The sequence below is a fragment of the Nocardia sp. CDC519 genome (genome assembly GCF_059509835.1).
Genome location: NZ_CM183377.1, coordinates 4,093,871 through 4,111,325, shown reverse-complemented (window position 1 = coordinate 4,111,325; position 17,455 = coordinate 4,093,871). Strand labels below are relative to the sequence as shown.

Below are 17,455 nucleotides of genomic sequence, written 5' to 3'. Positions count from 1 at the left end.
GGTGCGGTGTTCCTGCTGAAAAAACTGGATGATTATCGATGAGTACAACCGCCGACAAGCTCGCCGACCTGCGCAAGAAGCTCGAGATCGCGCAGGAACCGGCCGGAGAGGCGGGGGCCGCCAAACGCGCACGTAAGGGTATTCCGTCCGCCCGCGACCGCATCGACATGCTGCTGGACCCGGGCACCTTCGTGGAGCTCGGCGCACTCGTGCGCAACCCCAACGACAAGAACGCCCTTTACGGCGATGGCGTGGTCACCGGTCGCGGCCTGGTCGACGGTCGCCCGGTGGCGGTGTTCTCCCATGATCAGACCGTGTACGGCGGCACCATCGGCGAGATGTTCGGCCGTAAGGTCGCCGCGATCATGGAGCTGGCGGGCAAGATGGGCTGCCCGCTGATCGGCATCAACGACTCCGGCGGCGCACGCGTCCAGGAGGCGGTCACCTCGCTGCGCTGGTACGGCGAGCTGGCGACCAAGATGGAGCCGCTCTCGGGTGCGGTGCCGATGGTCTCGCTCATCCTCGGCAACTGCGCCGCCGGGGCGGTGTACCAGCCGATCTGCACCGACGTCGTGGTCGCCACCGAGAGCGCGCACATGTTCGTCACCGGGCCCAAGATCATCGAGGACGCCCTCGGCGAAAAGGTCGATATGGAGGAGCTGGGCGGCGCCTACAACCAGGCCGCGTACGGCAATATCCACCACGTCGCCAAGGACGAGGCCGCCGCCTTCGCGTGGGTCCGCAACTACCTGAGCTACCTGCCGTCGAGCGCGGTCGAGCAGCCACCGATCGTGAACCCCGGCCTCGAGCCCGAGATCACCGAATCCGATCTGTCGCTGAACACGCTCGTTCCCGACTCCGACAACTCCGTCTACGACATGCACGATGTGCTGGTCCGGATCTTCGACGACGGCGAATTCCACGAGATCGGCGCGGCCGCGACCAAGAACCTCATCACCGGCTTCGCCCGCGTCGACGGACGTCCGGTCGGCGTGGTCGCCAACCAGCCGACCGTGCTCGCCGGTGCCCTCGACGCCAAGGCCAGCGACAAGGCCGCGCACTTCATCCACATCTGCAACGCCTTCGAGATCCCGCTGGTGCTGGTGGTCGACACCCCCGGCTTCCTGCCCGGCGTGGAACAGGAGAAGGTGGGCGTCATCAAGCGCGGCGGCCGCTTCCTGTTCGCCTACGTGGAGGCCACCGTGCCCAAGGTGACGGTGGTCGTGCGCAAGGCCTACGGCGGCGGCTGGGCCGTGATGGGCGCCAAGGCGCTGGGCTGCGACGTCTACCTGGCCTGGCCCACCGCCCGCATCGCGGTCATGGGCGCCGAGAGCGCCGTCGGGCTGACCCAGCGCAAGATTCTCGACGCCACCCCCGACGAGCAGCGCGCCGCGGTCCGTCAGCAGATGATCGATTTCTACAACGCGACCATCGCGACGCCGTGGATCGCCGCCGAACGCGGCTACATCGACGCCGTGATCGAGCCGTCGGCCACCCGGCTCGAGCTCCGTAAGGCGCTGCATCTGCTGCGGGACAAGCAGGTCATCCGATACCCGCGCAAGCATCACCTGTTGCCGCTGTGACCAGCGATCCGCCGGTGCCCTCCGGATGGATGCGGCACCGGCGGATCAGGCTTCGAGCCTGGCCCGGACGGCCTCGAGGCGCTGCTGGAGTTCCGCCTCGTCGATGACACCGCGAGCGACGAGGGTGTGTGCCAGCGCGACGAGCTGGTTTTCCGGGTAGGGCAGATCGGCGTAGAGGGTGGAGGTCAGCCGGTCCTCGTCGTCCCGACGCTCCTCGAGGTCGGGCACGCCCGCTGCGCCCTCGGCGCGATCGAGTGCATCGCACATCCCGTCCAGACTCGTCTTCCACGGGGGAGCCAGATTGGTGACGCCATATTCGGCCGCCATGCGCGGCCATACCTGATTGCGCGCCACGATCTTTCGCAAGGGCGCGATCTCGGAATCCGCAGCCGTACTCACGCTCGGGCTCCCCTCAGTCGACCGGATGGATGGCAGGCCGGGTGTCGGTGATGACATTGCTGGTGACGCCCGGTGTGGGCAACGCCACCCCGATCAGGCAATCGCGGGTGACGATCTCGGCGAGCTGATCCTCATCCCATCCCTCGGTGCCTTCCGGACGCACCGGCATCACCATGAACCGGTGCTTCTGGTTGGAATCCTGCACCCGGATGGCCACATCGTCGCTCAGATACAGCCCGAATTCGGCGAGGACCTGGCGTGGCCAACGCACCATGCGCCGCCGATAGTTCGGGGTGCGATACCACTCGGGCGAATTACCGAGGATCGGTCGCGGATAGCAGGAGCACAACGCGCAGACGATCACGTGATGCAGGGTGGGGGTGTCTTCGAGAATCTCGAATGCCGTGAAATCGCTTGGTGTTCCGAATCCGGTGGGTTCGAGCCAATCCACCCCGACTTCCTTGCTTGCCGTCATCGGTTCGGTCAGGGCGAGCGTTCTGAAGTCGAGATCGAGCCAGGCCCGTGCGACCAGATGCGCGGCGGGAGTCGGGCCGATCTGCTCGGCGAACTCGGTGAACCGGCGATGTTCTTCGGCGGTGAAAATGCCCTTCTCGATACATAATTCGCGTAGCGCGATCTCCAGCACTTCGAAGTCGGTGACTTCTTCGACCATGGGGGCCACCGTGCGGTCGTGGTCGTGATCGTGCTCGGACATGGAATCCCTTTCTGGCACACGGTTGTTTATGCTGCGCGCTTCAACCAGCGCTCCGGGAGTTCGGTCTGGAGCGTGTCGTTCGTCGTACCGGTGTAGCCGTCCCACAATTCGGCGAGATCGAAACGGACGACATAGAACCATTCGGGTGTCGCGTCCGGGCGGTCCCACGTCTCGTCTTCGGCAGCCGGACTTTCATAGGCCACCGAGGTGATCTCTCCGGTGGCGCCGCGGACGTATTCCGGGGTCCGGGTGTACAGCAACGCGGGCATATCGCGCACGGTGACCGAATCGCCGACCCGGAAACCGGGTTCTCCCGCTCGCCCCGCGAACACCTGCGGATCACCCTTACCGACGGCACGAATATGGTGCTCGTTGCGCGCCACCTGCGAGCCGTCACCTTCGAATTTCGGCTGCGCCGCCAATGACTTTCCGGCGAGGCCGCCGTCGTAGCGCGCCCGCACCTCCTCCATCCGTTCACTCAATTCGCCGAGCGCGATGTGATGCTTCTCGACGAGAACGCGCGCGACGGCGAGCAGCCAGCGCCCGTAATACGGCAACCCCAGGTAGATGGCCCGCCCGACGTCGACGTTGCCCATCCGGCGCCGCTCCTCCGACAGCCAGATCCCACGCCAGGCGAGCACCTCACAGATCACGTAGGTGTTGTGCTCCCACACCTCGTACTGCTTGTTCTCGAACTTCATCGGCGCGTCCGGCTCCCCGCCGACGTCGTGCACTGTCTTCATATACGCCTTGAAACGCTCGTGATCGATGAGATCGGGCGGCGGCGCATCGGGAAGTTCCGGATAGGACGAATGGAGCCGAGCCACCAGATCGAGCTGAGCGGCCCGCTCCGCAGCGGTACTCATGAAGGCTCCCTTCGTAGCGGCCATGTCGAACTACTGGGCGGCGCACCTCACACGGTCGAATGTATGCCTCGTCGTTGCTGGTGGGAAGCATTCTCGGGGATTTCCCGGTACGGCCGGGACAGCTGATGAGAGCGGCGGCTGCTGATTCGACAACTCAGGAATGTTCGCGGCCGTGTCGCACCGGGATGTTTGGGCCGGACACAGCGAGAAAATCCCACCGTAAGCAACGTCGACGAACACGCCGGCCGGCCCCGGCGGAAAGGAATCAGCCATGCCGAGCACAGATGATTGGCCGGTACCCACGAGTGGGTTGCTCGTCACCCATTTCCTCACCGTGCGCGATGTGGCGGTTTCTCGGCAGTTCTATGCCGACATCTTCGGCGGGGAGGTGGTGCTGGAGGAGAATCCGGGCATCGTCAAGGTGGCCAACAGCTGGATCATCATGAACCCCGGCGGCGGGCCCACTCCGGATAAGCCCGATATCACGCTGACACCACCCGAGCCCGATGATCCGGTATCGGCGTTCCTCAATGTGCGCGTCGCCGATATCGCCGATTTCCATGCGACCGCATCGGCCAAGGGTGCGCGGTTCCTGACCGATCCCATCGACCGCAAGGCCGAACTGCGCTGCTATATGAAGAATCCGGACGGATACCTCATCGAAATCGGTCAAGCCACCGGAATGCTGCAAGGGATATTCGCCGATCGCCCCGGGCCGCAGGGCTGAACCGGAAACCTCCCGCGAAACGCCGCGCCGCTCAGCCGACCGGCAGCGAACTCAGGACCGGCAGAAAGCCCCAGTCCATGATGCGCGCGGCATCGGCGGTAGCGGCATCCAGATCGAAGGGTGAACTGTGCAGCACCACACCCAGCAGCCGCTGCGCACCCCGGCGCGCTTCGAACATCAAGCAGGTTCCGGCGGCATTCGTGGACCCGGTCTTGATCCCCGTGGTGCCCGGGTACCGGTGCAGCAGGTCGTTGGTGTTCTCCCAGACATGCGCGCGGTTCGCCGGCCCGGCGGGCTGGTGCAGGACCCGCGTTCCGACGATGTCGCGGAACACCGGGTTGCCCATCGCATGATGCCCGAGCCGCACCAGATCCACGGGTGTGGAGTAGGTGGCGAAATCGTCGGGCACGGGCAACCCGCTGGGATCGGTGAAACGCGTGTTGAACATCCCCAGGCGGTGCGCCGTGGCGTTCATCTTGCCGATGAAGGCCTCCCGCCCCGGGCCGAACGCCTCGGCCAGCGCATACGCCGCATCGCAGCCCGACGGCAGCATCATCGCGTACAGCAGCTGCCGTGCCGTGAGCACCTCACCGGCGACCAACCCGGCAGAACTCCCACCATGCGCGGCCGAGGCATCGATCGCCGATTGCGGCACCGTCACCGGCCGCTCCAGATCACCCGACTCCAGCACGACCACCGCCGTCATGATCTTGGTCAGGCTGGCCACCGGAACCCGCACATCGGCCTCCCGCGACCACACGATCACCCCCGTATTCCCCTCCGCGAGCGCCGCCCCCCGCGCCTGAATACCCTCGGGTTGCATCACCACCGGAAACGGAGCCTGACCATTCGAGCCGCCGGCAACCGGAGCCGCCGCGACAGTAGGCGCGAAAACGACGAGCACCCCGGCAATAGCCGCCGGCAGCGCGCGGACATAGGTTCGCATCGGGTCATTGTGCGGCCTGGTACTGCCCGATGGTGGGATTTCAGGCCATGACGCGATGGCTTTGCCGCTGGTCCGGGCATTATCGACTGCGATCGGCGTCCGGTTTCCGATCTCCGGGACGGCGGTCAGATGTCGATGATGATCTCGCCGTTCTCGTCCAAGCGCGACCGAAGGCCGCCCGCTCGGGCACGATCAGCTTGCTGCGTCCCGCGATCCGAACATTGAGCACCTGAGTCAGGTGATCGAGCTCATCGGTCTCGAATTCCGACCGGCCGGATAGGTCACCGTGCGCGATAAATCCGGTGACGATGGTGCTCGTTCTCACGACAATGATCCGTGTGGAGAACCGAGGGGTGGAAGTCGTGGTCGCCCATCATGATTGCGCGACGCTGCGGGTCGGCGCGGTGTTTCTGAAGATCGACGCCGATCAGGCGCGTACCGATATCGAGGTCGATGCGATGGCGCGGGCACCGATCCCGACCCCGGAGGTCCTGTGGCGTGAGCCTCCTGTGCTCGCGCTCGCCGCGCTGCCCGGAGCGGCGCTCGGGCGCCTCGGGGAGCCGTCGTCGGCGTCGTCGTCGGCGTGGGTCGCGGCCGGGGCCGCCGTTCGGAGCCTGCATGCGGCGCCGCTGCCGCCCGGGCCAGGTCGCAGCGTCGACGAGTTGACGGCGCAGCTCGATGCCGAATGCGCGTGGCTCGAGGCGAACGAGGTTCTTCCCACGGCGGTGATCACCCGCGACCGTGAATCGGCCGAGGCCGTGCTCCGGCCGTGGACACCGGTGTTCACGCACGGCGTTCTCCAGGTCGCCCACGTGTTCGTCGACGGCGACGACGTCACCGGCGTGATCGATTGGACCGAGGCGGCCCAGGGCGATGCCATGCACGACCTCGCCACCTTGACGCTCGGACACCCGGAGCACCTGGACCACGTCGTCGCCGGTTACGGCACGGCCGTCGACCGCGAGGTGATCCGCGGCTGGTGGTCGTTGCGGTGTCTACGCGGAATCCGCTGGCTGATCGAGCACGGCTTCGACCCGTACTCACCCGGTTGCGAGGTGGACATCTTGCGAAAACTGGCGTTATGCCGGGAGATGTAGGCCACCAGCCACTTTCGGTCAGCATAATCCGTGCCGACGATCGCCCACAGGGCGCACCCGGATGAGGAAGATGCCTCAACGCCTCGCACACCGACACCGAACCTGTGGCGCCCGACCGATCGTGCGCGCCTACTGCACCGCGATCGGCGCGCCAGATTGCGAGACCGGTTTACCGCTCCCTGCGACCAGCACCCGAATGCACGAACCAGGGCAGGACCCTTCATCACCATCGGTGAGCGCGTGACTTCTTACGGCGGCGGGCTGCCCGGAGCGTACTGCCCCACGATCCACCGGCAGATCGCTTCCACGACATACCCCCGCTCGCCCTCATCGAGCGGCCGCCCCGCCGGAATGCCATGCCACCGCTCCAAGCAGGTGCGACAGCACGTCGCCGTGGCGTGCTGGGCGACGAACACCGGGTGCCCGCGATAGGGCGTCTGACGCCCGTCGTTGCGTGGTTCGGCCGGGGCCAGCCTGCGCTCGATCAGCTCCTCGGCATGTTTCCGGACGGTCGCCATACCGCGCAGATCCACCACCGCGCGATCTCGCCCACGCAGCCGGAACTTCGCGCGGAAGTGATGCTGCCCGATCCGCCGCAGCCTCGCATCCAGCTCGTCCATCACAGGTACAGACGTCCGATCACACCACCATGCTCCTCGCACGAGCATCGAGCGATCAACCCGCAACAGGCCGTGGGGACGTGCGCGAAGCACAGCGCCCCCAGGAACCCGGATTGCACCTCAGACCACTGCCTCGCTGGTCGATCGGTCCTGAACGGTGATGTTGAACATCCAGCTGATCCCGAATCGGTCCACGAGCGAGCCGGCCTCGTCACCCCACACCTGTTCTGCCAAAGCCAACGTAACGGTGCCACCAACCGCCAGCTTCGCGAAGTAGCTGCGGAGTTCCTCGGCATCCTCCCCACCCAGGAAGAGCGCCACATTGTTCCCCGGCCGGTAGAGCGGATGATCCGCCCTGTCCTCCGGATAGTCCCAACCCATCAACGTGTACCCGGCCGGCGTATCGAGCCGCGCGTGCATGACCTTGTCAGCCCCCACGGACTCCGCCGACCCGAAGTCCGCAGCCGTCCCCACTTCCAGTTCCCCACCGAAGACCTCTCGATAGAACTCCATCGCCTCCCGCGCATTACCGTCGAACGTGATGCACGGGTTGAGCTGAGACAGCACTTCATACTCCTTCGGTACCGACCATCGTGTGTTCGATGGGTCGTCACGTCAGGGTTTCAAGGAATCGCGACACCTGGTGTCGTGATTATCGGAGTTGTTTCCTACGCGGAGATGGACCCGCTGGACCACCGCCAACAGGACCCCGAGCCGAAATTCAAGCATCGCTCGAGTCTCGACGCGTCGGAGAGATGCGTACCATGACGGCCGTGAATCGGGCTGTCGCTGAGCTGTTGGCCCCGCTGGCTGAGTCGCGTCGGACTCATTCGGTCGCGGTGGGGCGCCGGATGGCGTCTGTAGCGAAGCTGCTGCCTGGCGACCTTCGCGGGGATGCGGTTACGGCTGCCTACCTGCATGACGTCGGTTACGGCCATCCTGACCTCGGATTTCATCCGATAGACGGGGCCCGGTTGCTGCGATCACTCGGGTACTCACCAGTTGTGTGTCATCTGGTCGCGTTTCATACGGCAGCCGAGGTCGAGGCTGAAGTGAGAGGTCTGGACTCGGCCATATTCGACGAGTTCCAACTCTCTGGTGTGGCCGGGCTCGAGAAGGCCGAAGACTTCCTGTGGTGGTCCGACCTGTCGACGGGTCCGAACGGGGAGGATTTCACGGTGGATGAGCGCCTGGCTGAGATCCTGGAACGCTATGAACCGGGCGACATCGTTCATACCGCGATCACGAAGGCGGAACCTCGACTGCGAGCAGCTGCTCAGCGCGCATCGGGATCGATGTAGGGCTCGCTCTCGTTCAGCGCCCAGTCGATCCGCTTGCGCTGGCTGCGGTCCATCGCCAGGGCAGGGATCCGATCGACCGGAACCCACTCGACGCGCGTGCTCTCGCTGCTGGTCATAGGTCGGCCACCGATCGGCTCGCCGCGATATACGACGGTGAATTCCTGACGGACCTCGTCGTTGCTCGTGTAATGGATGACGTGGGTGGGATCGGTGAAGATGCCGACGATTCCGGTGACCTGGATATCCACCCCCGTCTCTTCCCGAGTCTCGCGAACAGCGGTACGAGTGAGCGATTCGCCTGGGTCGTGCGCGCCACCCGGCATGGACCAGTTGCCGTTGTCCGACCTGCAGATCAGCAGGACTTCCCCACCCTTCTGGACAAACGCGGCTGCGCTCGGGCGGACACTGTTCGCGGCCGGTGCGTTGGGGTCCTGGTGATAGTCGATTCGCCGTCCCATGACGTCAGGTTACGGTGCGGCCTGTCTTCCAGACAGCCTCGAATGAGTCCATGTAGTAGGCGAAGAGTCGTCCGCCGGGGACCTTTTGAAGATGTTGAACCGGAGATTTCGCCGCGTACGCACCGTAGCTGTGAGTGTTGACCAACAGCGAGTCGCCGAATCGGTAGATGCTGTTGTAGAGCGTGGTGCGATGCGTCCGGATATCCACCATCGGCAGGTCCATCGTTTCCCGAAGGTACTCCAGCGTCGACGCACACCGCTGCGACAACGAGGGCAAGCCTTCTTCACGTCCCCGTGCCACGATCTGCGGGGAGTCGCTTTCGCCCAGAAGGATCCGGACCTGGACGCCGGCACCGGCTTTGGTACGGACGACGCTCACGAAGTCCAGTGACTCGACGAGAAATCCTCCGGCGTAGACCAATACGTCGATGTGGTCTTCGGCTTGTTTCATCAGCGAGCGCCATACCTCCTGCGGTACCTCGGGCCGGGTCGGCCAAACCTGCACCAGTTCCGAGAGCGAAGCAGCTGCGGACCTGCTGCCGGCCAGCAACACGGGCCACAGGTAGGTTTCGTCCCGATCGAGGACTCGAGCCGCTTTCAGGCGTAGTCCTGGGTGTGGACACCGGCCCTGCGTGATCCACCGTTCAACGGTTTTCGTGCTGACGCCAAGTCGCTCCGCCAGAGCGTGTTTCGTAAGGTTCGCGCTTGCCATCGCGCCCCGCAGCCGCTCATTCGTCATGCCTACGTTCTAACCCAAAGCGTCCCTATGTGTCCCAAATCTTGGGTTATTCCGTCCCTATATGTCGCGGGATTCTTGTCGTGTCGGGGGGCAACTTCGCTCTCCGAGCCAAACAATCCAAGGCCAACACAAGGGTTTCAATGCCAACCCTCCTCGAGCAGATCGCTGCTGGACAACGCGCCCACTCGACAGCCGCATCCTGGGGCGACCATTTGGACTGTAGCCACTCGCAGCCCGGCCAGGCGGCGCCATGAACCACTCGATCGCCTTCGGCTGGATCGACTACGACATCAGCCGTGCACCCGAATGGGATCGCGCCCAGATACACCGCCTCGCCCGCCACCTCGGGTACCGCCTCGTGTGGTCGGACGGGCGGTCGGTGCTCCGGGTAGCAGACCAGGCACGCAACGCCGCCGCAGATGTGGTGATAGTGCCCGCGCCCGATCACCTCGGCCCACTAGAACTCAACGCCGTCATGAACGTAGCCGACGTGGAAACTGTCTCCCCTCGTCTCAGCTTCGCTCGCTGGGCGTATGCGGAAGGGACGCGATGAGTACCTTCGTCGTCGCCGGTTTCGTGATCGCGATCGCCCTACCGCTACTGGTCATCGCTGCGACGATCTGGTGGCCGCGATGATCGGGGCACCGATCACCTCGCGTGCGAGTACAAGGCCGCGGAAGACATCTCCGTTCGGCTACGGCCGAGAGCCAGCAGGGCGGAGCTCTCCAATAACCCCCTACAGCATCGCTGCCGACGAAACGGTGATCAACCCGCCGTCCACAAGCAGATCCTGCCCGTTGATATACGCCGCTTCGTCAGAAGCCAGAAACGCCACTGCCGCCGCTACATCCTCCGGTGTGCCGATGCGGCCGGCGGAGACCGTGGTGGCTATGGCGGTTTCGCGCCCTGGTGCGGCTTCGGCGCGGAAGGCCGGGGTGTCGATGTAGCCGGGGCTTACCGAGTTCACGCGGATACGCCGATCGGTGAGCTCGGCGGCGAGGGTTCGAGACAGGCTTTGCACGGCCGCCTTGGAGGCGGTGTAGAGGGCTGCGGCGGGGGCGCCGCGATACGGGGCGAAGGATGCGTTGATCACGATCGAGGCACCGTCGGGCAGCAGGGGCAGTGTTTTCTGAACTGTGAAGTAGGCGGCCTTGAGGTTGCTGTCGAGGACACGATAGAACTCGGTCTCGTCGACCTCCGTGATGGTGTGGAACGCGCCGATGCCGGAGTTCGCGAATACCACGTCCAGCCGTCCGAAACGGGCGCCGGCTTCGGCTGCGAGTGCTTCGAGATCGGGCAGGGCGGTGGCGTTACCGGCGATACCGATCGCGCGCTCGCCGAGCTCGGCGACCGCGCGATCCAGCCGCGCCTTGTCACGCCCGGTCACGATCACCGTGGCGCCCTCGGCGATGAGCCGGTGGGCGGTGGCGAGGCCCATACCACTGGAACCACCGGTGATGAGCGCGATCTTGTCTGTGAAGCGAGAGTTGTTGTGCGTCATGCCTCCACAGTGCTCGGCCGCCCGCGCGGGGAACAGTGCGCGTTTATGGTGGGTGTGGCACCACCACCCTGCGAAGGTCAGGCGGGCATCGGCACGGCGGTCCGGTGCAGCTGCCGGAGACGTTCGGTAGTCGGGGTGCCAGGGCGGGGGTTGTACAGCACCAGTTGCCATTCGGCCCGGTCGGCCACTGTCAACGTCGTGACGTCGAAGAACAACGGCCCGGCATCCGGATGACGCAGCGCGTTCACCGCCTGCTCCGGCGCACCGACCTCCTGCCGCGCCCAGAGTTCGGCGAATTCGGGGCTCACCGCACCGAGTTCGTCCACCACCCGGCGGAGTTCGGGATCCCCCGGGCAGACCGCCGCGTCGGCCCGGAACGCGGCCACCACGGCGGCCGCGTTGGCGGCCCAGAGCTCGTTCATCGCGCGATAGCGTGGACTGGTGAAGTAGGTGATCAGGCAGTTGTGGTCGCCATCGCGGTAGTCGAAGACCGCCCGCGCGGTGTCGTTGAACGCCCGCACATTCCAGTATCGATCGCGGAGCACGGCGGGCCGGCCCTCCCACCCGTCGACCAACTGCCGAATCTCCGGTGGCACCGCCGAGCGGGGCGCACAGTCCACCGGCGGTGGGTTCGACCCGGCCAACAGGTAGAGGTGCGCGCGTTCGGGTTCGCTCAGCTGCAGCGCCCGGGCGACCGCGTCGAGCACGTCGGCGGAGACCGTGATCTCGCGCCCCTGCTCCAACCAGGTGTACCAGGACACCCCGACCCCGGCGAGCACCGCGACCTCCTCCCGGCGCAGCCCGGGTGTGCGCCGCCTGCCGGACGCGATGATCCCGGCATCCTGGGGACTCAGGCGGGCGCGTCTGGTGCGCAGGAAGTCACGTAACAGTTCGCGACGGGACGGCTCGAACTCGCTGGTCATAAGCGACGACAACGCCGGTCGCGGTGGGCCTGTTCCCGGTGTGGGCGGGCGGGGCACAGTGCGGCGACCGGTAGCTTGCTCCGCGCCCCGCCGACCCGACAGCGATCCAGGTCGACCTCACGCGGGCCCGCCGAGTGGCGGGTGCTCGAGCACGCGGGGCTTGTATTCGACCAGCTGGGTGCGGCCGTCGAAGGTGCGGTGGTCGGTCATCTCGAGGGCGACGTCCGGATAGCCGTCGTAGATGCGTTCTTCACCCGTGGCGCCGGTGATGACGGGGAACATCACGACGCGGAAGCGGTCGACGAGTCCGGCGCGGAGCAGGGAGCGGCTCAGGCTGAGGCTGCCGATCGTGCTGAGGATGCCCGAGCCGTTCGCCTTCATAGCGCGGACCGCCTCGACGGCGTCGTCGCGCACCAGTGTGGAGTTGGCCCAGGTCAGCGGCTCCTCGAGAGTGGAGGAGAACACCACCTTGGGCGCTTGGGTGAGCTCGTTGACGGAGGCCTCTTCTTCGGGCCTGAACTCGTCTTGACCGTCCGGGACCTGACCGGCGGCGAAGCCCGACATCAGGCGGTAGGTGTTCGCTCCCATCAGGTAGGTGACCTTGGGCTGCTCGCCGAGCCACGCGAGGTATTCGGGGCCCTCGAGGCCCCAGAAACCGGGCCATCCCTGGCCCGAGGCGTAGCCGTCGAGAGAGGTGATGAAGTCGACGAGAAGCTCCGACATGGTGGTGTCCTTTCTACGGTGTCACCAGCTCTGACCGATCGAGAACCACAAACTCATCGGTGGCGCGCCGCGAGGCAGTCGGCAACGCCGAAATCCGGAGTGGTTGCTTCCGGTCACAGCAGCTCACGAACGAGTGGTGCTCGATCGATTGCCGAGTCGACCGAGGGCGATAGTCGATTACGCACGTCCACCTGGCGGTCAGCGGCGTCACCGCTCGACTCGGCTGACGCAGCTGGAGACGGGCCTGCGGCGTGGCCGTCGAAACACCTCGCCCGCAGGCGTTTACACCGCGGCCACGGCATCGATCTCGACAAGGCACCCCGGGTTCAGGCCGGCCACCACGTGGACGGTGATGGCCGGCGGCGGGTCCGCCCGGTTCCATACTTCTTGAAAGGCGGCCACGCCCTCGTCGAACGTGTGACCGTCCACCACCGCGATTCGCCAGTGCACGATGTTCGCCAGGCTCGCTCCCTCACTGTCCAGGATGGCGATCAAGTTGCGGAAGGCCTGCCGGGACTGTTCGCCGACCGTGGAGCCGACAACCTTGCCGTCGGCGTCTACGCCGTTCTGGCCGCCGATATAGATCGTCTTCGTGAGCTGTTCCACCACGACGGCCTGGCTGAAGGCCGGGCTGCGATGCAGGCCCTCGGGGTTGATGTGCCGTACGGCCATGAGTTTCCTCCTCGATCGGCGAAACCTGTTAAAGCGGTTTCGGTACGACACCAGTTATAGTGGGTTCATGCGAGCGAATGCAACCGGACGGGTGCTGCGCGACCCCAAGGGCGGGTCGTTCCGGTTCGACGCCGGCGCCGTCTGCCTGGACTTCGCCCATACCGGCGGTGAGGGCGAATACGCGAAGTTCGAAAGCCTCCACGAGCCCGACGACCTGGCCGAATGGTTGGCAGCGCCGCCCCTGTTCGCGCTCCCGACGGCTCCCGTGACCGCCCGCGAGCTGACCGCGGCGAAGTCCCTGCGACAAGCGATCTGGGAGGCCGCCCATGCCCGCGCGGACGGCCGACCACTCCCCGCGAGCGCGGTCGAAACCATCAACCGCGCCGCGGCCGCGACGCCGCTGACGCCCGCGCTGGCCACGGACGGTGCCAGTGCCGAATGGGCGGCTCCGGTGCGAGCCACACAGGCACTGTCGACGCTCGCCCGCGAAATGATCGAACTACTGACCGGCCCGCTCGCGGGACGAATCCGCGAATGCGCGGGAGACAACTGCCCCCTGGTTTTCGTGGACACCTCCCGCCCCGGCGCCCGCCGTTGGTGCGCCATGGAACGCTGCGGCAACCGGCACAAGCTTCGCGCCCTACGCGCCCGCCAGGCCGAACAGCGGTGATCAGGATCGAACACCGCCGATCCCGGCGGACCGGGAACAAGCGTTACTCGATCTGAGGGTCGGTCCAGGGAGTCGATTTCGGCGGTCATCAGACAGCACGAGAGCATTGAAGCGTTGAGCCCGCAGCACTGGCCCCTGTTTCATCCGACTCGGAGACCGGCGGGGCCGCCCTTCCGACCGCCCCGCAGCGGCGCGCCGACGTGATGCATGTGCCTCAGCGCCTCACGGTAGGAAGCGATCAACCCCGTCTCGTGGTATGGCACACCGATTTCCGCGCAGTACTCGCGCACGATGGCCTGGGCGTGGCGCAGGTTCGGGGTCGGCATGCTGGGGAACAAGTGGTGCTCGATCTGATAGTTCAGACCGCCGAGCGCGATATCGGTCAGCGTGCCGCCCTTGACGTTTCGGGAGGTCAGTACCTGACGCCGCAGGTAGTCGGGGCGTTCGTCGCCGGTCAAGGTCGGCATGCCCTTGTGGTTCGGCGCGAAGATGCAGCCCATGTACACCCCGAACAGCGCCTGGTGGACGACGAAGAACGCGAAGGCCTTGTCCACGGGCAGGACGACGAACAGGGCCGTCAGGTAGACGGCGAAGTGGCCGAACAGCAGCGCGCCCTCGAGGACACGGTGTTTGACCGATCGGTTTCTGAGCGCGCGCACGCCCGCGACGTGCAGGTTCAGTCCTTCCAGCAGCAGCAGCGGGAAGAACAGGTACGCCTGCGCCCTGCCGATGAGGCGCGGCAGCCCTCGGCTGGCCTTCGCCTGCTGTTGCGACCAGACGAGAATGTCGGGCGCTACATCGGGGTCGAGTTCCTCGTGATTCGGGTTGGCGTGGTGGCGGGTGTGTTTGTCCTGCCACCAGCCGTAACCCAACCCGATTCCGGCATTGCCGACGACTCGGCCGACGATTTCCGTCGGGCGACGCAGCCGGAAGACCTGCCGGTGCGCGACATCGTGCATGACCAGAGCGACCTGAGCGAAGGTCACCGCCAGGAACGCCGCCACCAGCAGCGTCCACCACGAATCACCGACCAGGGCGAATGCCGCCCAGCCGGCGAGGAAGGCGAACCCGACGAGACCGAGCCGGACCGCGTAGTACACCGGCCGCCGGTCCATCAGGCCCGCCTCGCTGACCCGGCGAAGCAGTGGGGCGTAGTCACCGCCGGCGACGCCGCGCCGCGCCGGCTGCGGAGGGGACAAGGTAGGTGTGGTCATAGAGCTTCCTCGGAGTCGGGGATCCAACCCGCGCGATGCACGGCCGACCGTCGGATGTCGGTCGGCGCCCGGCCCGTGGCGGGCCCTGCGGCGCGGCGATGTCGTTACTCCGAAGCTATGCGCCCTTTTCTCGTCCTCTGTAATCCCCTGGTATGACGTCGAATAGCGCCGGGGTGTGAGATCGGTGCGCAAGAGCGCCAGCGTGGATCGAACTGACGTCCGCAACGTTCCGGAGCAGTCCGAGGCCCGATAACCCTTTCGGTACACGAGGCCGGTCGCGCAGACCTACGCCCGGGAGGACAGCCACTCGAGCGCGCGCTCGGCTCCTGACCGGTACCGCTGCGGGACCGACGGCAGGCGTTCCGCGATAACCCTCGAATCCACTAGGCCTGCCTGCAACAGCGCAGTGACGAAGTTCTGATCCTTCTCACGTAGGGCGCACAGTTTCGCTACGCACAAGTCCTCTTTGTCGAGGCACCAGCCAGTGAACTGCGGCTGGCCGGACGGGGCCGCCGTATTGACGTTACGGACTTTGACCAGCCGGTTCCGCCACCCGGCCGGGAGAGCGGAGGTCTCCAGATCGACGCCGTCGATGCTGAATCCATGGAGTTCCTCGAAAGGTGAGAACTCACCGGCGACGCCTTCGATGAGGTCGGCGAGACGCGCCGTCTCGACATTGTCATCGGCGATCGGGAGGATGTCGATCTCCATGGACATCGTCGCGTCCGCGGGGAGTTCCTCCTCGCGGTAGGTTCCGAGGATCGACTGGGAGCCCACGACGATCACCTCGGGCTTGCCGATGATCTGGCACGCGGTCCGGATGGCGTGCTCCAACTGGCGGCGGCGCATCAGCCGGCACGCAGCAACTCGGCGCGCTCATCCTGCGGCAGCAATCCACCCATCGGAGAGACCTCGCGCATCTCGATGGAGTCGCGATCCAATCCGGTGAGGACGCGATGGAGACCGGGCACATCGCCGCGTTCGATCAGTGACTCCCAGCGGTCGATATTGCGGGTGTGAGGCTGCCCGGAGACTCCGTCACGCAACCGCTGCAGGTTGCGTTCGATCCGCGGACGCCACGCTTGAAGGGTCGACCGGTTCAGGTGAGTCGAAAGCTGTCGGTGTAGCCGCCATGACCGGTGTTCGGAACGCGTGAGTTCAGGCGTGATCGGTCGCCGGACGATCTCCAGGCAATACCCCATGCAGGACAACAGCCTGGAGAGTTGTTCGTCGCTCATGTTCACCGTGCCGGAAAGGAATTGGCTGATGCTGGGTTGACGGATGCCGCTCACACGCGCCAACTCGGACTGAGTGGTGCCCGTTTCGAGCATCACCTCACGAAGAACTTCACGCCGATCCGACATACACTCAGTATAGCGCAGCATGCTATATAGCAACAGACACTATGGAGCACCCAGCACGACTCTTCAGTGCCCAAGGGTTCGTTTGCATCTCCGAGGGGGCGCGCCGTAGAAACCTGCAGGCGACGCCCCCTGTGTGCTTCGAGGGCCCTGATCCCCCGCTCAGTTCGCGTAGGCGCCGCAGGAGATGTCGATCTGAGTGTCGGTGATCGAGCGGGCCCGGTCGGAGGCGGCGAAGGCGGCGACGTGGCCGACGTCGGTGCGGGTGGCGGCACGCTTGAGCAGGGTGGCGTCGATCATGGACTGCTTGGCAGGTTCGGTTTGCGGGATGTCGGGCAGGGTTTCGGGGATGCCGCCGGTGCGCAGCGTGAGCACGCGGACGTTGTGCTGGCCGAGTTCGCAGGCCCACTGCCGGCGCAGCGCCTCGATGGTGTCGCTGCCGATCTGGACGTTGCCGAGTCCGGGCATCTTGCTGGCGTAGTCGGAACCGCCGAAGAAGAGAATGACCCCGGATTCCTGGGTGACCATGTGCCTGGCGGCGGCCTTCGTGGTGTTCAGCTGGGAGGTGAGCAGCCGGGAGATCGAGTTCGCGAAGGCCTCCACCGGGAGGTCGGCGAGCGGGCCGAACAATGCCTCCTGGGAGATCACATTCACCGAAATGTCCAGGCTGCCAGCCTTTTCGACAACGGCGGCGGCGTGATCGTCGACGGCGGACCCGTCCAACACGTCGACCACGGCGGTTTCCGCGCGGCCGCCGTCGGCCCGGATCTTGTCGGCCACGGCATCCAAGGTGGCGGCCGTGCGGCCGACCAGGAAGCAGTTGGCGCCTTCGGCCGCGAAGCTCGCGGCAATGGCAGAACCGATGGCGCCGGCCGCGCCATAGATGACGGCGGTTTTGTTGTCGAGGAGCATGTGCGTCTCATTTCCGTGTGCGGTGACA

The 17,455-nt window shown here is 65.8% G+C and carries 22 protein-coding genes; 6 read left to right on the top strand and 16 right to left on the bottom strand.

The genetic code is table 11. The annotated features are described in order from the left end of the window. The first annotated feature begins 38 nt into the window (after positions 1–38). A complete protein-coding gene (locus AC5W7N_RS18435) occupies positions 39–1,583 on the top strand; it encodes an acyl-CoA carboxylase subunit beta (protein ID WP_195019813.1) in 1,545 nt (514 codons plus the stop codon). A 45-nt stretch (positions 1,584–1,628) separates the two neighbouring features. Here the strand turns inward: AC5W7N_RS18435 and AC5W7N_RS18430 are convergent, their stop codons facing one another. From AC5W7N_RS18430 to AC5W7N_RS18420, 3 genes are read right to left on the bottom strand one after another with little or no spacing between them, the layout of a single operon-like run. Next, entirely contained in the window at positions 1,629–1,982 is a 354-nt protein-coding gene (locus AC5W7N_RS18430; protein ID WP_495921930.1) for a thiocyanate hydrolase, read from the bottom strand. Between the two features lie 13 nt (positions 1,983–1,995). Beyond that, complete coding sequence (gene scnC, locus AC5W7N_RS18425; RefSeq protein WP_495921929.1) at positions 1,996–2,697, bottom strand: thiocyanate hydrolase subunit gamma; 702 nt, start codon at positions 2,695–2,697, stop codon at positions 1,996–1,998. A gap of 26 nt (positions 2,698–2,723) precedes the next feature. After that, complete coding sequence (locus tag AC5W7N_RS18420; protein ID WP_163809773.1) at positions 2,724–3,563, bottom strand: SH3-like domain-containing protein; 840 nt, start codon at positions 3,561–3,563, stop codon at positions 2,724–2,726. Between the two features lie 271 nt (positions 3,564–3,834). Here AC5W7N_RS18420 and AC5W7N_RS18415 point away from each other — a divergent pair, with 271 nt between their 5' ends. Beyond that, on the top strand, positions 3,835–4,290 hold the full coding sequence (locus AC5W7N_RS18415; RefSeq protein ID WP_495921928.1) for a VOC family protein: 456 nt from the start codon (positions 3,835–3,837) through the stop codon (positions 4,288–4,290). 31 nt (positions 4,291–4,321) lie between these two features. Here the strand turns inward: AC5W7N_RS18415 and AC5W7N_RS18410 are convergent, their stop codons facing one another. Further along, positions 4,322–5,236, bottom strand: a complete 915-nt coding sequence (locus AC5W7N_RS18410) for a D-alanyl-D-alanine carboxypeptidase family protein (RefSeq protein ID WP_495921927.1) — start codon at positions 5,234–5,236, stop codon at positions 4,322–4,324. A gap of 338 nt (positions 5,237–5,574) precedes the next feature. Between AC5W7N_RS18410 and AC5W7N_RS18405 the strand changes: the two genes are divergently transcribed. After that, on the top strand, positions 5,575–6,333 hold the full coding sequence (locus tag AC5W7N_RS18405; RefSeq protein WP_495921926.1) for a phosphotransferase family protein: 759 nt from the start codon (positions 5,575–5,577) through the stop codon (positions 6,331–6,333). Positions 6,334–6,581: 248 nt separating this feature from the next. Here AC5W7N_RS18405 and AC5W7N_RS18400 read toward each other — a convergent pair whose 3' ends face one another. Both AC5W7N_RS18400 and AC5W7N_RS18395 read right to left on the bottom strand, forming a co-directional pair. Further along, positions 6,582–6,953, bottom strand: a complete 372-nt coding sequence (locus AC5W7N_RS18400; protein ID WP_163809765.1) for a DUF4186 domain-containing protein — start codon at positions 6,951–6,953, stop codon at positions 6,582–6,584. A 120-nt stretch (positions 6,954–7,073) separates the two neighbouring features. Beyond that, complete coding sequence (locus AC5W7N_RS18395; RefSeq protein WP_495921925.1) at positions 7,074–7,520, bottom strand: VOC family protein; 447 nt, start codon at positions 7,518–7,520, stop codon at positions 7,074–7,076. A 206-nt stretch (positions 7,521–7,726) separates the two neighbouring features. Here AC5W7N_RS18395 and AC5W7N_RS18390 point away from each other — a divergent pair, with 206 nt between their 5' ends. After that, positions 7,727–8,254, top strand: coding sequence for an HD domain-containing protein (locus AC5W7N_RS18390; protein WP_163809761.1), 528 nt, complete (start codon positions 7,727–7,729; stop codon positions 8,252–8,254). On the opposite strand, the gene AC5W7N_RS18385 is transcribed toward AC5W7N_RS18390, so the two are convergent. Together AC5W7N_RS18385 and AC5W7N_RS18380 are read right to left on the bottom strand one after the other, a co-directional pair. Further along, the gene (locus AC5W7N_RS18385) at positions 8,230–8,712 is read right to left on the bottom strand and encodes an NUDIX hydrolase (RefSeq protein ID WP_163809758.1); all 483 of its coding nucleotides are present in this window, start codon (positions 8,710–8,712) and stop codon (positions 8,230–8,232) included. The two genes, AC5W7N_RS18390 and AC5W7N_RS18385, sit on opposite strands and share 25 nt — an antisense overlap. Before the next feature lie 4 nt (positions 8,713–8,716). Then, the gene (locus AC5W7N_RS18380; protein ID WP_163809756.1) at positions 8,717–9,451 is read right to left on the bottom strand and encodes a helix-turn-helix domain-containing protein; all 735 of its coding nucleotides are present in this window, start codon (positions 9,449–9,451) and stop codon (positions 8,717–8,719) included. A gap of 250 nt (positions 9,452–9,701) precedes the next feature. Between AC5W7N_RS18380 and AC5W7N_RS18375 the strand changes: the two genes are divergently transcribed. Further along, the gene (locus AC5W7N_RS18375; RefSeq protein WP_495921924.1) at positions 9,702–10,004 is read left to right on the top strand and encodes a hypothetical protein; all 303 of its coding nucleotides are present in this window, start codon (positions 9,702–9,704) and stop codon (positions 10,002–10,004) included. A gap of 183 nt (positions 10,005–10,187) precedes the next feature. Here the strand turns inward: AC5W7N_RS18375 and AC5W7N_RS18370 are convergent, their stop codons facing one another. The 4 genes from AC5W7N_RS18370 to AC5W7N_RS18355 form a co-directional block, all read right to left on the bottom strand. Next, the gene (locus AC5W7N_RS18370; protein ID WP_495921923.1) at positions 10,188–10,889 is read right to left on the bottom strand and encodes an SDR family oxidoreductase; all 702 of its coding nucleotides are present in this window, start codon (positions 10,887–10,889) and stop codon (positions 10,188–10,190) included. 140 nt (positions 10,890–11,029) lie between these two features. After that, positions 11,030–11,875: a helix-turn-helix transcriptional regulator gene (locus tag AC5W7N_RS18365; protein WP_195019830.1), complete on the bottom strand. Its 846-nt coding sequence runs from the start codon at positions 11,873–11,875 to the stop codon at positions 11,030–11,032. A 117-nt stretch (positions 11,876–11,992) separates the two neighbouring features. Then, complete coding sequence (locus AC5W7N_RS18360; RefSeq protein ID WP_495921922.1) at positions 11,993–12,598, bottom strand: dihydrofolate reductase family protein; 606 nt, start codon at positions 12,596–12,598, stop codon at positions 11,993–11,995. A gap of 282 nt (positions 12,599–12,880) precedes the next feature. Continuing rightward, positions 12,881–13,270, bottom strand: coding sequence for a RidA family protein (locus AC5W7N_RS18355; RefSeq protein ID WP_495921921.1), 390 nt, complete (start codon positions 13,268–13,270; stop codon positions 12,881–12,883). 67 nt (positions 13,271–13,337) lie between these two features. On the opposite strand from AC5W7N_RS18355, the gene AC5W7N_RS18350 reads away from it, so the two are divergent. Then, on the top strand, positions 13,338–13,940 hold the full coding sequence (locus tag AC5W7N_RS18350) for a CGNR zinc finger domain-containing protein (protein ID WP_195019831.1): 603 nt from the start codon (positions 13,338–13,340) through the stop codon (positions 13,938–13,940). Between the two features lie 140 nt (positions 13,941–14,080). On the opposite strand, the gene AC5W7N_RS18345 is transcribed toward AC5W7N_RS18350, so the two are convergent. The 4 genes from AC5W7N_RS18345 to AC5W7N_RS18330 form a co-directional block, all read right to left on the bottom strand. After that, entirely contained in the window at positions 14,081–15,154 is a 1,074-nt protein-coding gene (locus AC5W7N_RS18345; protein ID WP_495921920.1) for a fatty acid desaturase family protein, read from the bottom strand. 285 nt (positions 15,155–15,439) lie between these two features. Further along, positions 15,440–16,003 carry a DUF6036 family nucleotidyltransferase gene (locus tag AC5W7N_RS18340; RefSeq protein ID WP_163809735.1) on the bottom strand — a complete coding sequence of 188 codons (564 nt, stop codon included), beginning with the start codon at positions 16,001–16,003 and terminating at the stop codon, positions 15,440–15,442. After that, positions 16,003–16,485, bottom strand: coding sequence for a helix-turn-helix domain-containing protein (locus AC5W7N_RS18335; RefSeq protein ID WP_163809975.1), 483 nt, complete (start codon positions 16,483–16,485; stop codon positions 16,003–16,005). Before AC5W7N_RS18335 ends, AC5W7N_RS18340 begins: the two co-directional genes overlap by 1 nt. A 192-nt stretch (positions 16,486–16,677) precedes the next feature. Beyond that, a complete protein-coding gene (locus AC5W7N_RS18330) occupies positions 16,678–17,427 on the bottom strand; it encodes an SDR family NAD(P)-dependent oxidoreductase (protein ID WP_495921919.1) in 750 nt (249 codons plus the stop codon). Positions 17,428–17,455 lie beyond the last annotated feature (28 nt).

Coding starts and splice junctions, on each gene's coding strand:
- AC5W7N_RS18400 (WP_163809765.1), bottom strand. CDS start 6,953: ATGGACGAGCTGGATGCGAGGCTGCGGCGGATCGGGCAGCATCACTTC.
- AC5W7N_RS18330 (WP_495921919.1), bottom strand. CDS start 17,427: ATGCTCCTCGACAACAAAACCGCCGTCATCTATGGCGCGGCCGGCGCC.
- AC5W7N_RS18435 (WP_195019813.1), top strand. CDS start 39: ATGAGTACAACCGCCGACAAGCTCGCCGACCTGCGCAAGAAGCTCGAG.
- AC5W7N_RS18420 (WP_163809773.1), bottom strand. CDS start 3,563: ATGAGTACCGCTGCGGAGCGGGCCGCTCAGCTCGATCTGGTGGCTCGG.
- AC5W7N_RS18335 (WP_163809975.1), bottom strand. CDS start 16,485: ATGCTCGAAACGGGCACCACTCAGTCCGAGTTGGCGCGTGTGAGCGGC.
- scnC (WP_495921929.1), bottom strand. CDS start 2,697: ATGTCCGAGCACGATCACGACCACGACCGCACGGTGGCCCCCATGGTC.
- AC5W7N_RS18370 (WP_495921923.1), bottom strand. CDS start 10,889: ATGGGCCTCGCCACCGCCCACCGGCTCATCGCCGAGGGCGCCACGGTG.
- AC5W7N_RS18415 (WP_495921928.1), top strand. CDS start 3,835: ATGCCGAGCACAGATGATTGGCCGGTACCCACGAGTGGGTTGCTCGTC.
- AC5W7N_RS18365 (WP_195019830.1), bottom strand. CDS start 11,875: ATGACCAGCGAGTTCGAGCCGTCCCGTCGCGAACTGTTACGTGACTTC.
- AC5W7N_RS18340 (WP_163809735.1), bottom strand. CDS start 16,003: ATGCGCCGCCGCCAGTTGGAGCACGCCATCCGGACCGCGTGCCAGATC.
- AC5W7N_RS18345 (WP_495921920.1), bottom strand. CDS start 15,154: ATGACCACACCTACCTTGTCCCCTCCGCAGCCGGCGCGGCGCGGCGTC.
- AC5W7N_RS18355 (WP_495921921.1), bottom strand. CDS start 13,270: ATGGCCGTACGGCACATCAACCCCGAGGGCCTGCATCGCAGCCCGGCC.
- AC5W7N_RS18380 (WP_163809756.1), bottom strand. CDS start 9,451: ATGACGAATGAGCGGCTGCGGGGCGCGATGGCAAGCGCGAACCTTACG.
- AC5W7N_RS18350 (WP_195019831.1), top strand. CDS start 13,338: ATGCGAGCGAATGCAACCGGACGGGTGCTGCGCGACCCCAAGGGCGGG.
- AC5W7N_RS18375 (WP_495921924.1), top strand. CDS start 9,702: ATGAACCACTCGATCGCCTTCGGCTGGATCGACTACGACATCAGCCGT.
- AC5W7N_RS18360 (WP_495921922.1), bottom strand. CDS start 12,598: ATGTCGGAGCTTCTCGTCGACTTCATCACCTCTCTCGACGGCTACGCC.
- AC5W7N_RS18385 (WP_163809758.1), bottom strand. CDS start 8,712: ATGGGACGGCGAATCGACTATCACCAGGACCCCAACGCACCGGCCGCG.
- AC5W7N_RS18410 (WP_495921927.1), bottom strand. CDS start 5,236: ATGCGAACCTATGTCCGCGCGCTGCCGGCGGCTATTGCCGGGGTGCTC.